This window comes from Bifidobacterium sp. ESL0732 (assembly GCF_029395535.1).
Classification (GTDB): domain Bacteria; phylum Actinomycetota; class Actinomycetes; order Actinomycetales; family Bifidobacteriaceae; genus Bifidobacterium.
In genome coordinates, this window is the sequence record NZ_CP113920.1 from 2,198,186 (window position 1) to 2,212,675 (window position 14,490).

Annotated in this window: 7 protein-coding genes; 1 reads left to right on the top strand and 6 read right to left on the bottom strand. The window is 56.9% G+C overall.

Translation table 11 applies throughout. The features are described 5' to 3' along the window. Positions 1 to 19 precede the first annotated feature (19 nt). Complete coding sequence (locus OZX70_RS08400; protein WP_277180707.1) at positions 20 to 3,925, bottom strand: BspA family leucine-rich repeat surface protein; 3,906 nt, start codon at positions 3,923 to 3,925, stop codon at positions 20 to 22. A gap of 644 nt (positions 3,926 to 4,569) precedes the next feature. On the opposite strand from OZX70_RS08400, the gene OZX70_RS08405 reads away from it, so the two are divergent. Continuing rightward, entirely contained in the window at positions 4,570 to 4,938 is a 369-nt protein-coding gene (locus tag OZX70_RS08405; protein WP_277180709.1) for a hypothetical protein, read from the top strand. A gap of 177 nt (positions 4,939 to 5,115) precedes the next feature. On the opposite strand, the gene OZX70_RS08410 is transcribed toward OZX70_RS08405, so the two are convergent. From OZX70_RS08410 to OZX70_RS08430, 5 genes are all read right to left on the bottom strand, one after another. After that, entirely contained in the window at positions 5,116 to 7,332 is a 2,217-nt protein-coding gene (locus tag OZX70_RS08410) for a hypothetical protein (protein WP_277180711.1), read from the bottom strand. After that, positions 7,329 to 8,015, bottom strand: coding sequence for a hypothetical protein (locus OZX70_RS08415; protein ID WP_277180713.1), 687 nt, complete (start codon positions 8,013 to 8,015; stop codon positions 7,329 to 7,331). Before OZX70_RS08415 ends, OZX70_RS08410 begins: the two co-directional genes overlap by 4 nt. 49 nt (positions 8,016 to 8,064) lie before the next feature. Continuing rightward, positions 8,065 to 9,072: a class C sortase gene (locus tag OZX70_RS08420; RefSeq protein WP_277180715.1), complete on the bottom strand. Its 1,008-nt coding sequence runs from the start codon at positions 9,070 to 9,072 to the stop codon at positions 8,065 to 8,067. Positions 9,073 to 9,105: 33 nt separating this feature from the next. After that, positions 9,106 to 10,827: a SpaH/EbpB family LPXTG-anchored major pilin gene (locus tag OZX70_RS08425; protein WP_277180717.1), complete on the bottom strand. Its 1,722-nt coding sequence runs from the start codon at positions 10,825 to 10,827 to the stop codon at positions 9,106 to 9,108. A 119-nt stretch (positions 10,828 to 10,946) separates the two neighbouring features. Beyond that, complete coding sequence (locus tag OZX70_RS08430) at positions 10,947 to 13,715, bottom strand: hypothetical protein (RefSeq protein ID WP_277180719.1); 2,769 nt, start codon at positions 13,713 to 13,715, stop codon at positions 10,947 to 10,949. Positions 13,716 to 14,490: the final 775 nt, after the last annotated feature.

The following is a 14,490-nucleotide window of genomic DNA, read 5'->3' on the forward strand; positions in this document are numbered from 1 at the left end:
ATGATTCCAAACCGTCATATCACTCATCCCGATTCTCACGACGGTGGCGCGATGCCATAGCGGAGGCGAAGGGAGCGAACCGCAACCGAATGGCTATGAGCCCCACCAGCAACAGCGCCAACGACACAAGCGCTGTCACCATAATGGGAATGACCCGTGCCGACTTAGAACTGATAACCGCCTGATCGGCATTAGAATGCACATCACTGTCCTCGCAATAGGGCAGAGAAGCAGCTAACCGAGTGCCGTACCATGCAATGCCGTTAGCTGGGCTGACAGCACTGGCGGGGCGAGGCACGCATCGCTGACCGTTTTGGGTCTTGGGCTTAGCAGGAGCCGATCCCACCACACCGTCACGCCACAGCCCCTGGCCGTTCACTATGCCGTTAGACAGTCCGCCCGCAGCAACGACGTTCTGATTGACTTGGACGCTAGAGACCGAGCCACCACTTTGATGATTCGCAGAGGAATCATCAGTACCGGTGACCTTGCGCCAATGCGCGAAGAACGTGGTGACTCCGGGCTTCACATTGAGCTTGGTGCCCGGACGGTAGACCGGCGTATCCTCTCCGCCGGCGGCCTTCTTGCTCCAACCGATGAACCGGTAGCCGTCGACCGCGAAATCGCTCTCGGCCAAGGCGCGCTGCTGATACAACTTGTTGCTCTTCTTGGTATAGACCACGTCGAAGGCATCATCATTCATCGTGCCCGTGGCCTTAAATCCCTTAGGCGCGTTCGCCTCATAATGCATAACGTAATGCCCCTGTTCGGGCACGTCCACGGCCTTCCACTGCGCGTACAGAGTGATGTTCCGGCCACGGGAGAGTACAACTGTGTCTCCTGCCTTATACGGCTTGCCCGGGTGGCCGGTGCCATCCTCATTGCCGTCGTATGTGGTGTTCCAGCCCATGAACTCGTAGCCATCCGCCTTAAGGTCGGCCGCGGGAATCTCGTGTTGCACCTGGTTGACGTGCGCGCCAAGCGCTGTAACATTCTGCGGCAACGTACCCTGCAGCGTAACGCCCTTGGGCAGATTGGCGTCAAACTTCAAGGCCGCCCGCTCCTGCCAGCGATACGTGTGGCTGTGCGGAGCGTCGGGCGAATCACCCTGGGCACCCGTCATGCCAGCCGTCAAATGGTTTGCAAGGTCCGCATTGGCGTCGTCGGTGCCACTGGCCCAGCTGTCGTCATCGCTGGTCCAGCCGCCTGTATAGCCGTCGGTGTCGGCCGGATCGTCGCTGAAGGACTCGGCCTGAAGCTTGGTGGCGTCCCCCACCGTGATCTCCTCCAAGTTCTCGGGAAGGATCTTGCAGGTTCCGTCCGTGGCCACGGCCTTGTTCTCGGCGCACTTGTGCAGGTTCTCTGTCGGCACGTCCGCGACCTGCATCGTGTTCCAGCCGGAGAGGTCGAGGGTCTTCAGTCCGGTGCCCTGGAACATGTAGGTCATGCTCTTGACGTTGGCGGTGTTCCAACCGGAAACGTCGATGTGCTTCAAGTTGCTGTCGCCGCCGAACATGTCCCACATCTGGCTGACATTGTCGGTCTTCCAGCCGGACACATCGGTAAGGTCTGTGCGCTTGCGGTTACGCTGGAACATGCCAGCCATCGAGGTGACCTGGGAGGTGTCCCAATCCTTCATGCCACGTACGTTCTTGAGCGACGTGTCATAGCGGAACATGCCCTCCATGTTGGCCACGCGGCTGGTGTCCCAACCAGACAGATCACCTAGACCGTCCAGCGACTGGCACTGGTAGAACAGATAGGACATATCACTCACATCGCCGGTCTTCCAAGAGGAAAGTCCTTTGACACCGGTCAGCGCCGTATCGCCGGCGAACATCGCGCGCACCGAGACGGTCGCGCTGGGGTCAGAACGAACAAGCCCCTGGCCCAGCTTCCAGTGCGAGAGGTCAAGCTTGTCAAGGTCGGCGCGCCCCATGAACATCTGATCGAACTTCTGGACCTTGCCCACGTTCCAGTGCGCGATGGCGCCGAAGTCCAGGCCTTCAGAGTCGTCCTGCGCGGCGACCGCAGTATCCTCGGGCTGCGCCGGCAGTTTGCTCAGCTGATTGACACTGGCGAACATGCCCGACATATCGGTCACGTTACTGGTGTCGAGGTCAGCCAGTCCCTTAATCTGATTGAGTTTGCCGTCTCCGAGGAACATATACGAAACATTGTTAAGGCTCGGGGTATTCCAACCGGTGATGTCCACCTTCTTCAGGTCAGACTGGTTGGCAAACAGATACGACATATCGGTCACCTGTGGCGCGTTCCAATTGTGCAGATCCACCTGCTGCATGGCCGTGTCCCCGGCGAACAGCCTGGAGACGTTCGTGGCCTGCGAGAGGTCCCAGTCCGCAAACTTCACATTCGTAAGCGACTTCGCATTCGAGAACATACCGGACATGTCAGTCACCTTGCCGGTCTTCCAGCGCGAAAGATCCAGGCTCGTGAACGCCGTGCCCGCGAACATGTCGGCCATCGACCGGCCGCTCTTGGTGGCGCTACTTTCCATGGTCCAGTCGTTGATGCCATCCACTGCATTAAGGCTCGAGGCGCCGTCGAACATGCCCGAGAAGTCGGCAACTGCGGAAACGTCCCATCCACGCACGTTCACCCGGCGCAGCTTCGTGGCACCCGAGAACATGCCAGACACATCGGTGACCTTGCGTGTGTCCCACTTCGAAAGATCGATCCGTTCAAGCGATTTGTCGCCCTTGAACATATCGGATACCATCACTGAATCGTCGACCGGATCATCTTCGTCATCGTCGTCATCGCCAGGCTGAACGAAACCTGCCGGAACCTGGGTCCAGGACACGTCCTCAATACCCTTGACCGTCTTCAGTGACGAGCAGCTCGAGAACATGTCGGTATAATCGTGGACCGCGCCGGTCTTCCAGCCGGTCATGTCGACGGTTTGCAGCGCGGTATCGTTGGCAAACATGGCGTTGAGGCTGCCCGATACGCGACGTTCCTCATCCTGGTTCTCATACCGCTGCCCCAGCCGGGAGGTATCCCATCCGGAGAGGTTCACTCTCCGCAGCGAGGACGCGCCGCTGAACATCTCGGCCATATCCTGCACTCGCGAGGTGTCCCAGCTCGACAGGTCGAGCTCGGTGAGCGAAGCATCACCTGCAAACAGCTGCGACATGTTGCCGACGTGCGAAGTATCCAGGCTGCTCAAGCCCTTGATCTGTTCGAGCTTGGGGTCCTCGGCGAACATCTTCTGCATCTGGACGTCGTACCCGGTGTCGTTGCGGAATTTCAGGCCAGACACGTCCACGGTCTTCAATTTGGACAGGCCCCTGAGCATACCGCTGACGCTGGCTCGGTACTGTCCATGGAGGTCATTCATAGGATTGTATATCGTCACATTCGTGAAGACGATATCGGTGACCTGATTGACCCACCGGGCGGGCCACGTGTTCCAAGGCAGGAAGGCCAGTGTCGCGGTGCCATCGTAGATGTGGATGACGCAGCCGCCGCCGTCGGTCGGAGCGGCCGTCCATTGCGCCGTCTGCAGACCTTCTTCCTGCATGAAGGTCGGTTCCGCCGCGTTGTGCGGCGTAGTGTCGTTGCAGCTCATATCGAGATCCTGCGTCGTTGGCTTGGCAGCGGTGTCGGACTTGCCGGCATCGGCCGAAGAGGAGGACTTGGCCGATTCGGTTGTCTTGGCGTCTTTGGAGGACTTGGCACCGGCTAGCGACCCGTTTGTCGAAGCCTTGGAGCCACCCAGCGCCTCATCCTGAGCGATGCCGCCATTGGCGCCGCCATTCGTCTGTTGCGGAAGCTGTGACTGTATGGCATTCTGGCCGGATGCAGGCGCGACACTCGGCTCATTCGCGGAAGCCACCACCGACACACCAGCCAAAAAGGCTCCGGCAATCACGATACCCAATACCTTACGTCCCAACTTCATGAATTACCCCCTATCGCAACATCCGCCTTGCTGAAGTCGTAGCAAGGGCATGACTGTATTGACACGACTCTTCATTTGTTGTTGTATCGCAAAATCGTGCAGTATGAGGGGGCAGCGAGCTAAGCGGTACAAAATGTAGGGCAAGAGGCGTCAACGCCCACTTATGCGACATGAGTGGCTTTCTTGTGCATGTCTTGCCCGGCAGTCGGCATGGCGTCGCCAGTAGTTGACATCGAATCTCGCAGTTTCGACAGCGTCGATGACCTGATGGAGTAATTACGCAGCGCTTTAATGCAGTGTATGCAACAGCACATTTTATCAAACGCATGCTTCGGGCTTATCGGTTCCGGGCGTCGCCCATGGAACAATGAAGAATTCGCGAACTTCGCCAAAGAAAACGTGAAGGCCCACTGCCGTACGCCATTTGTTTCACCACAGCTAATTGCAGTACTGTCGCAAACAATTTGGTTGAAGGGGACGAATCATGAATGGGGTTTACAGGCGGCTGTCCCGCTTCAAGCCCAGTATCAAACGGTTGGTATGCTTCATGACTGCAACGATAATCACCGCCTTCATGTTCATCGCCATGTCAATCACCAACGGAAGCGCGGCTGTAGAGACTCTTAATCCACAGGAACCGTGACATGGAACAATCCACCTCACCCTCATCCCTCAGGACAACTGCTCATAATCTCGGCAATCTCCTTGAAACGCCCATGATGCAATTCCAAGTATTCATTGATGGCCTTGCGAATCAAAGCCGATGGTTTGAGGCTTTCTGCATCTGCGCTGAAACGAAGCCACTGGTTCAAATTTTCAGGAATCCTCACCGACAGCCTCCGTTCACTGATTCGACGCTTCGTATCGGCCGTATTCCCATTAAACTCCAACATTTCCTTCCTTTCGATTTTCAACTAACCGATCGCCGTAAAACCGTGTTCTTAGGGCGACAAGAAAAAAACAATTCAGACATTCCCATCAAGTGCACATATGATGAACCTGCCATGTGCTGATGGGTCGGTTCGGGCGAAATGCTGGAACCCGTAGACCGCACCGAGCCTCTGAAAAGCCAAGAGGCAGTAGGTGCGGCCTACCATACTCACGACGGACGCTCACTCGGTCAGCCGATCATTCTCACCCGGCCATTAATCTGGCCTATCGGGTACTCAGCTCATCGACCCGATTTGATGTCATTCGATTGGGTTGAAGGTCTCATCAGAATCAATCTGCCCTCCAGCACCACCGGTGTTCGATAGAATGACCGCGCCACCGACATTCCCGGTCGCTCCGGTCACCTTCACCCGGTAAGTTATGGCTATGACGCTCAACGGGTCGAGCTGCATGCTCGGGTCTTTCGTCGAATAGCCGGTGGACGAAAGAGAGAACTTGTCGGAAATGTCGGTGTCGGTGTCCTGGCTGTTGGACGCAGCATACTTCGCCGAGAACGACCCGGCTACCAAGGCGGCGTTCGGCCCCCAAGTGTCTTCGATTTTCACGGTCGGATTGTTGAAGCTCGACAGCTCGTTGCGCACCTGTACCGTATATTTCACCTCATCGCCATTATGCACCGGCGTCGTCTGGAAGGGATATGCGTTTTTAATCACCGTCTGATAGCTGCCGACGTTCTGTACTTCGGGCACGAAGGTCGCAGGCCAGACAAACAGGCCCGACTGAGCCCTCTTGCCCTGCGTTGCCATGACCTTGGGAGAAACACATCCAGGCTGTCCATAGGCGCAGACGGTCTGTGTGCCGTAACCTTGGCCGCCCAAAGATGTCCCGCCGCCGTTCTCGCCCCAGGTGTAGACGGAGCCATCGTTCAGATTCAGATTCGCTCCGTCCTTGTTGCCACCCACTTTGACGGCCTTGCGGTGCTGTGGGTCCTTGGTAGGATTCCAGACGATGCCCGGGCGGTCCTTGTCATTGGTCGGCGTAGCGTCCTCGGTTGGCGACATGTTTGACGAGAAGGCCCCGCCCCACTTGTGCTGCCCCCAGCCCCACGCGTAGCCGTCCTCCGTCACGAATTGACCGGAATGATAGCCTCCGTTGGCGTCGATCACATTGTCGGCGGTCACCGTGGAACCATCCGCTGTGGTGGCCGAAAGCACCTGTGGAGTCGACCGATATGTCGAATCGTTTTGTTTGTCGGATTCCGGCATGCCGATGCCGTCAGTGGAGACGCCCCATGTCCAGAGCTTCTTGTTGCTGGTGAGCATGGCACCATAGCTGAAACCACCGAGAAGTTTGATATATCCGCCGTTGTCCGCAATCAGCTTGGTAAGGCTCGGCACCGGCACTGGGGAGAAGCAATAGTAGTTGCTGCCGCTGAGGCTTCGGCAAGGCTTGGTGGTGTCACTTGACGAGTAGGCCTCAAGCTCCTCGTTGCTCATTGCCGCTCCTCCTCCGAACGACTTGCCCCAGAAGTAGACCTGATTATTGGTGTCGACGGCAAAGAATGTGTTATATCCGCTGTAGACCGATTTGATCTTGACGTTTCCGGGGAACGTCACCTTGGTGGGTGAAAGCGCCACGCCGCTGCTTGTGCCAACAGGATATCCATCCGTGCCTTCTCGGCCCCACTTGGCAGGTGTGTCGCCCCATTTGCCCGCGCCTCTTGCACCAAAGGCATTGTCACCCACGGTCCACACCGTTCCATCCTCCTTGAGCCAGGCGAATCCGTATTCGTTCGAGGCCACCTTAACCACTTTGGAGGTGTCATCACCGTCGGGATAGGTGCCCGTGGGGGCACCGGGGCCATCAATCGGCTTCCATGTCTCCGAACTGGCTTGGGGATTGGCCTGGTTGACCGTATCAGGTATCGCTTCCGATGCACCGGTCTGGTTTTTGTAAAGTCCATAGACGCCTCCGGTTACATTGGTCGCCGGACCGCCGGAGGCGATGAACGCGGGGTCGGAAGGAACCCTGGAACCATTCTGAGTATTGTCGCCCCAACCATAAAGATTGCCATAGCAATCCACCGCCATCAGCGCATACGCGGAACCCGCCACGTCGGTGGCGCAGGTGAAGCCCCGTATCACCGATGGTTTGTTGTTGTTCGTGATTCCCGTGCAGCTTCCACTCGCCTTCGGGTCTCCGGTGTAGCTCGCGCCGTTCTTACCACCGGAGAAGTAGCCGCCCTGACCGGCATTGTCAATGTTGCAAAGGTTGTAGTATCCCCAAATCCAGATATTGCCGCTTTTGTCTTTGGCGATCTGGGTGTCCAGGGCGTACTCGCCTTGCACTCCCGCACCGGTGGTGAAGTTCTCCTCTGGAGACGTGACGGCGACGCTTTTGCTTTTCACGTAAGCGCCATAGGCGGCCGTCGAAATGCCGGCTATCAGCGCGGCCACCAGCGTGACGACCAGAACGACACGACCCTTGAATTTTCTCTTTGCAGAAGTCGAATTCATCTTGTCTCACCTTTCACAATCAGGCCCAATCGGGTAGTGGTGCCGTTATAGGCGGCAAGCTGATCCTTGCTCATGGGCGAATCCACATATAAATTGACTTGATAGGTCTTGCTCTCCCCGGCATGCAGAGAGACAGGTATCCGAGCAGAAAGCCAGCCTGGGGCCTTGGCGTTGTTGGCGGCGGGATCGCCTAGGTTAAGGTCACCCTCCGTGCCAAGCCTGCCTGTCCACAGTTGCTGGGATCCATCGAAGACGCTGAAACGCAGTTGTGTGAACAGGTCGGGATAATAGGAGTAGTTCATCGCTGCTGTGGAACCATTGCTAGCTGAAGTCGGCAACTGCTTGTATTTGATCTTCATGTTCGGATCTGGGTCCAGAAATTTCATCTGCAACGACCCGACGTCATTGCCAAGCGATTTGACGGTGACGTTCCAATGCTGGGTGCCAATGGAAAGCGGGTCGACCAAATCGATGACGATCGGGTCGTCCGACGATCCCGTACCTTTGCTTTGCGGAGTGACACCGGTAGCGGCCTGAATATCCACATCAAAGTCGGTGTCAGTCGAAGTGTTCAGTCCGTTGGCTCCAGCCATTCCGGACAACAGCATCGTGGCCGCAGCCACCACGACGGCTATGTTTCGACGGATCAAGGACGATCTCGCCTTCATTTTGTGTTTTGCCATCATTTCTCCTTGCCGAACTTACCGTTTTTCAAACAATCCAAATTGTTTATCATCGTTTTTCGTCTCGAGCATGACGTGCCAGAAGCGGTGCCCTTCGGCTGCGCAGGAAGGCGACAACCGCCAAGACCACCAGCGCCACCAGGGCCACCAGCGCCATTAGCAGCACGAAATCCGGACCCGCATTCTCGGGTGCAGGTATTACATTAGGAATCTCTGAGCGTACGCCCGAAACCAGAAGCCTGTGGGTGTTGATCCCATAGGGGGTGCAGGTCATCAAGGTGATCCTGTCCGTGCCCCGTTCGATTTTGAGTCTGCTGGTATCCTGTGGGTCAATGACATTGATGCGGTCGACCTTATAGCCAATCGTCTTACCCATCGTCTTGACGTAGAACGTATCGCCCTTTTTCATCTCATCAAGTCTGGTGAACATCAATGCTTGCACCATGCCCCTGTGCCCAGTAATCACCGAGTGGGTAGACGGGCCTCCTACCGGAAGCGAAGTGCCATACAGATGCCCCGCACCGGCTGCAAGGGCCTTTTCGGACGTGCCATGAAAGATGGGAATATTGACGGAGATCTTGGGGATGACGATGGAACCCATGACCCCTCCGCCTTGGTCAAGTATGGTCTGATAATCATGGTCGCGCTCTTCGGCGCTCTGACCATCTGATTTCTGGGACGAGAACGGATCAACGCTCTGGCCCATCACCGGCTGCCCGCTCAGGGCGAGTCTGTGATTATATTGATCGGCCGCTTCCAATGCCTCTTTGGCGCGAGGGTAAGGCCAACCAGCTACCTGTGAAGCCGAAAGATCGGACTGTCTGCTTTGGCTCATCGCGGTGATGTATTGAGCCACAAACGGATATGAGACGACACCGATTCCGGCAAGCAACAGCAGCACTGCGAGAACCTTGAGAACAAGTTGGGTTCTTCGTGCCTTCCTGTCCATTTCCCGCGCCATCCGGATATCATTTTTGTCGGGAAAGGCCAAGGCCTTGCGCGACTTGACGACATCGCCGCTTGACGAACCGCTCCCCACGCATAAGGCCTTGGTCATATTCGTTACTCCTGGTTTGCTTTCCTGTTGGGCTTACAGTGCGATCGGGTCGCCCATGTTGTGCGAACGCTGGCTGCGACGCACACCGATGTAGAGGCCTGAGCCGGCAGCCACGAGCAGGACGCCAAGGGCGACCAGCATGGTGATGCCCGCCGCACCCGTGAGTGGCAAGGAAGCCAGGCTGCGCACGTTGGTAACGGTGTACTTCTTGGATGACTTGTCACTGTGGGAGACCAAATCCCAGGTCACATCCTTGCCGCCTTCGTAGCTGAGCGAGGTCAGCATCTTGTTGGCGTCGTAGGTCGGGGTGATGATCGCGTCGAAGGCGGTGTTCATGTTCTTGAAACCGTCAACGGCCTTGGTTTCCTTGACCGAATAGGTGCCGGACTCGATGCCCTGCAGGTGGATGGTGCCCGAGGCGGGAACCGTGACGGTGTCGACGGTGGCCTCTCCGCTCATCGGGGAACGATAGTTGCCATTGCCTTCATCAAAGAACTTGACAATCTTTCCGTTGAAGGAAACCTGGAACTGGGTTCCGGGCAGAGCCTCGCCAGTGTCCTTGGCAAGCTTTTCCACGTCAAAGCCGAAGGTGTAGACCGGAGTCTCGCCAGGCTCGGTGTTGTCGGTTTTGTTGTGCTCGGTGGTGGAGCTCGGATCGTTGGTGTATTCGACCTTCGCGGAGTTCTTGACGGTGCCCGGAGCCATGGAGATGGCATCCTCGTTGAGCACGGCGCCGTAGGAGATGGTAATAGAGGAGCCAGCGAGCTTGTAGTTCTTCGCGGCGATCTGGGCCTGCATGTAGGGCGACAGGTCGAAGGAGAAAGCACCGGCCTTGGTTCCGTCGGCAGGAGTGGTCACGGTGTAGTCGGTGCCCTTGGCCAGGGTTTTCTCACCGATCTTGACGACCGGGTTGAAAACCGCGTCCGTGTAAGTCAGGCCTTGCGAAAGCTGATCTCGAACGATGAGCTTGTAGGAGGCCTGATCGAAGTCCGTATAAGTCGGCACTGTGGTGCTGATCTTGAAGGGAACGGTGTCACCGACGTTATGGCTCGGCTTGTCCGTGGTCTTGTCCGGCTTGCTCAAGTGAGGAGCCTTCACGTTGATCTCGCTGACGGCTCCGGCCATGCCGGTGGCGTTCGGGCTTGTGGTGCTCACCAACATCGGAATCGAGGCTCCAGTGTGATCGCCCAGACCCGAGGCCGTGTCGGGTGTGGTATCCACGATCAGGTAGACGCCGTTGGGCATGGTGAATTTCGCAGTGTTGTCTTTGGCGCCGGTGGCGGTGATGGTCGAGGAGGCCGCCGCGCTCTTGATCGCCGATTCCTTCCAGAGATTGGCGACAAAGCGGCGCAGGTTGCCTTCATAGGCAGTCGCCTTGTCGGAGGTCGTGTCTTGGGCCGTATTCCACTTGCTGGCGACATAACCAATCGGGTCTGTGAACGTATCTGTCGAACCAAGCTGGCTGAGCGTCGAGGTCAATGCCGAAGACGAGGAGGACTTGATGGCGGCATTGTCCACCGTGGAGACCTCCACGGTGCTCGCGGTCGAACCGCTTGCGCTAACGGCGTTGCCGTAATCGCCAAGCTTGACCGCCGAGTAGGTGCGGCCCTGAACGGTCTCCCCCTTCAGCGTCAAATCAACATTCGGCTGCGTTTCAACCGCCGAGGCGCTCATAGCAGTGGACGCGAGCATAGTCACTCCGGCCACAAGCGCGGTTGCTGAGGCGAAGAGCCTCGTCAACTTTTTCTTTCCCATTATTTTCCTTTCCTTGGGTCAGGGCGACAACGAATCTCGTTGTTGCGCCCCTACGCTGTGCCGCGACCGCGATTGCGATCGCTGCGGACCTTCCGCGTCAGTTTGGCGGAAGAAATCTTTTATTTCCTGCTGCGAGCCTTGCGCCTTATGACGTAGGAAGCAGCGATTATGGCTAGTCCGACGAGTAAGCAGAGCAGCAATATCCATGCCTGCTTGCCTGTCAGCGGCAGGGTTCCCACCGTTTCTCCGGCCGCGAGGGTCTTGACCGTGGTGCTTGGCGAAAGCGAGGTCTGCGGTGAGGAGACTCCATTGCGGATCTCAATATCGCGTTCGACGTCGTCACGGACCTTCACCGTGTAGGAGAGCGTCACCCGCTCACCCGGCTTCAGCCCTGTGCCGCTCCACCGCAATTGCTTTTTGGCGGCATCGAAAGTCGGGGACTTAAGTGCGTGGTCCACTTGCGATGAGGTGGCTGACAGACCAGTGGGTCCAGTGGCGCTCTTGAGCACATCACTCAGGTCATCGACGACATCGGCTTTGCCCAGCGCCGCACCGGTCGCGTTTTCATAGACGACCTCGTAACGCATCTGCGCTCCGGGTTTCACCTCTGTGACAGTTTTGCCATTAGCTCCATAAGCCCCTTTGGTGAGACCGATATCAACTAGAGCGTCCTTTGACGGGACCGGGTTTGGGCCAAGCGGATTATCGACGTTTCCGACAAGCGACGAATCGCCGCTCGAAGGCCCGCTGGCTGGATTGGTGTGGAAGGGAATCTTGATCTTTACCTTTTTACCCGCAGGTAAAGTTCCGTTCCATACAACCTTGCCCGTCGCCGGGTCATAGACGGCCGAGCCTGAATCTGCAGACAAGCCAGACTGATCGACAGATCCGTCATCCACGATGCCGCCAAGGTCGCCAGTGGCCGAGAACGAGGGGGTGTCGGCATCAGTGTCGTTGCCCACGGTGACGACGTAGATGTAATCCTGATCCTTGCCGAGCTGCGCTCCTTCAGGAACAGCGTTGCCGTCGGCATCCTCGATGCCCACCGTCGTATCGACCTTACCCAACGGATTATTGGTGCCGGGCGTATCCTCCGAACGATCGGAGCTGAAGAGATTCTTCACGGAACCTGTGTAATACACATTTTTCTCACTTTTGTCAACGGTGATCGAATAAGTAATGGTCAACGAAGAGCCACCGGGAATCAAACCGCTCCACGAAAGGGTCTTCACTTCCGTATCCACCTTCGGCGCCGCCGGAGTCGAGGCCACCGGGTCGAACGCCGTGTTAACGTCGTCCAGCCCACCGCTCTTCGAATGGCTGAGCACGCCCGTTAAGTCATCCTTCAGCGTCGTCTCCATCAGGTCACCCTTCGGGTTCGGATTGGTGGCGGTCAAGGTATAGGTGAGCTTTTGGCCGGGGAACACGCGAGTTCCGCTGCCCGGATTGACCGACTTTGTCAGATTGAGATCACGCTCGGTCTCGAAATTGTAGATGGCATCACGAGCGGTGACGAGAAGACGACGATGCTTCGCCCCATCCTTGCCAGTCACTGAATACGGCGCAATGGAGCCGCCCAGCAAGCCAAGCGAGCCGAAACCAGTGTCGCCTGCAGCATCCGAAGGCTGTAATGTCGCTTTAAAGTTTGGCGCACCGTCACTTAAAACGGCATACCCACGCACACGTCCCTTATCGTCCTTGTCACGGCAGGAGACGAACAGAGTATCATTACCCGCCTCAGCATCACCGACGGCAAGGGTGCCGCCGAAGTAATCACCATCAGGAGAGCTGAGCTTATGGGCGATCGCACCGGACTTCGTGTCGAAGGCGAGAACCGTGCCCCTTTGCGCGCTCCAAGCCGAGGCTGAATCCCACGAGGGATCGGAGGCATACAAAGTCGAACCGTCACGGCTGAAGGCGAGAGCTCGGCCGAGACCGGCCATACTTGGACCGCTGGCGGAGGGATAGGACCCTTCGGACAGGTCGGGCGCGAGGTTGGACTTCCACACGTTCGCCTGATAGAGCTGCACCAGGCCGGTAATGGCCGAAGCGTCCCCCACTTTTGCGACATGGCCAGGTACACCGGCGGCGACTATTGATTCTTTGACGGCGACGGTTTGGCCCGCCAAAGCCCCTTCCTTAATCGAGGAATCGCCTTTTGCCGGGAGCAGGGCAACCGGAGCCGACACAGCGTTCTTGAGATCGATGGTGAAGGCGGCACCCGCATCTTCCTGGCCGTCCACCGTCGAATTGGGCGCACCGACCACCAGCGTGTCGCCACTCAACGCGATGGACTCTGCAAAATTATCTACCTGCACACGATCACTGGCTGCCGGGGCATTGATAGTGCGTTGCAGGGTTCCGTCGAGACCATAGACGAAAACCTGTTGCGACCATTTCGCACTGACGATAAGGTGGCCTGCATCCATCGCGACGCCATAACCGAATCCGGAAGCGTCAGCCGGGGCAGCGACTGTCAGAGAGCCAGGCAGGACACCGCCCACATGGTCGAGGTTTCCCGTCCAAACCGAGGTGTCAGCGTTCGGGGTCGAATAGTCACCAGTAAAAGTTTCAACGACCACCGAGCCATCACCTGTCATGCCGGGTTTGCCCTGCTGGGAGACATAAGCCAAATGATTACCATACGCCGCTGCCGCATATCCCTGACGATCGTTGCCTGCGGTGCCGAAGCGCGCGGACTGTCCGTAGTTGGGGAACTGCGAGTGCTGAGCAATTTTCGTCACCGGCGACGACCTGAATTGCCTGCTCGACGTGTCTTGCGAGCCGGAATCACGAACGCCGATATAGGCAGCAAAGGAAGTGAATGCAATCGCGAACGCCGCCACAAGAGTGACCGCAAACGTTGATTTCTTTTTCCATGAAGCCATTTTTCGAGACCTTCACCTTTCTGGACGCAGGAATAATTGCCGGCGCTGATGCTTCGCAGTTGTTGAGTTGCATTGAATATGGTCGGACTCTTCAATCGTTAAGAAATCCTGCGATTGCATTTTGAATCTTCTAAAGAAATCGAGCCCAGTTTGAGAATCCCCATATAGGGGCACCAGTTTTAATCGGAAACAAGGCAGCCCATGCCGCCGAACCGATTTATCGAATCGTTTGAACAGCCATGCCCAATAGGCATGCGCAGTTGTAGGCACACCTGGAATATGCCGCTAAGACCTCATTGACTCGCTGATAGGCCAGACTGCCCGGCAACCGCCGAGACACACCGTTTTCGCTCGCAAAAAACATAGACTCCTCCTTGTTCGCAAACCATGCTGTACAATGAAGAGCAGGTTCTGGATTCGCCAAAATTCAAACCATTGCCGTCAGTCGTGGATTTCGTTCAGTATCGACCATGACTGGCGGTGCTCTTCTTTTTCTTTTTTATCGTGGGCTATTCGCCCATTTCGTCATTCAACCGCTCTGCGGCACATATCCGCCAACAGGGTGGTTCCTCCCGGAAGGCGGCCATCAGAGCACCAGAGAAAAGATACCGGCCACCGCCATGTAATGCTTCTTCCACTGTCTCACCCGCCTCGCTTATCCATTTGGAAATTAATTAGTACAAAATGAGACATTACAGGAACCGCGAACACTCTGTCGCAAAGGCCATGTGACCTAGGTCATAGTCGGGAACAACAAACGAATTCCCTTTCATAT

Bases quoted from the DNA above. Each gene is read 5' to 3' on its own strand.
- OZX70_RS08405 (WP_277180709.1), top strand. From the start codon at position 4,570: ATGGAACAATCCACCTCACCCTCATCCCTCAGGACAACTGCTCATAAT.
- OZX70_RS08425 (WP_277180717.1), bottom strand. From the start codon at position 10,827: ATGGGAAAGAAAAAGTTGACGAGGCTCTTCGCCTCAGCAACCGCGCTT.
- OZX70_RS08410 (WP_277180711.1), bottom strand. From the start codon at position 7,332: ATGAATTCGACTTCTGCAAAGAGAAAATTCAAGGGTCGTGTCGTTCTG.
- OZX70_RS08420 (WP_277180715.1), bottom strand. From the start codon at position 9,072: ATGACCAAGGCCTTATGCGTGGGGAGCGGTTCGTCAAGCGGCGATGTC.
- OZX70_RS08400 (WP_277180707.1), bottom strand. From the start codon at position 3,925: ATGAAGTTGGGACGTAAGGTATTGGGTATCGTGATTGCCGGAGCCTTT.
- OZX70_RS08415 (WP_277180713.1), bottom strand. From the start codon at position 8,015: ATGGCAAAACACAAAATGAAGGCGAGATCGTCCTTGATCCGTCGAAAC.
- OZX70_RS08430 (WP_277180719.1), bottom strand. From the start codon at position 13,715: ATGGCTTCATGGAAAAAGAAATCAACGTTTGCGGTCACTCTTGTGGCG.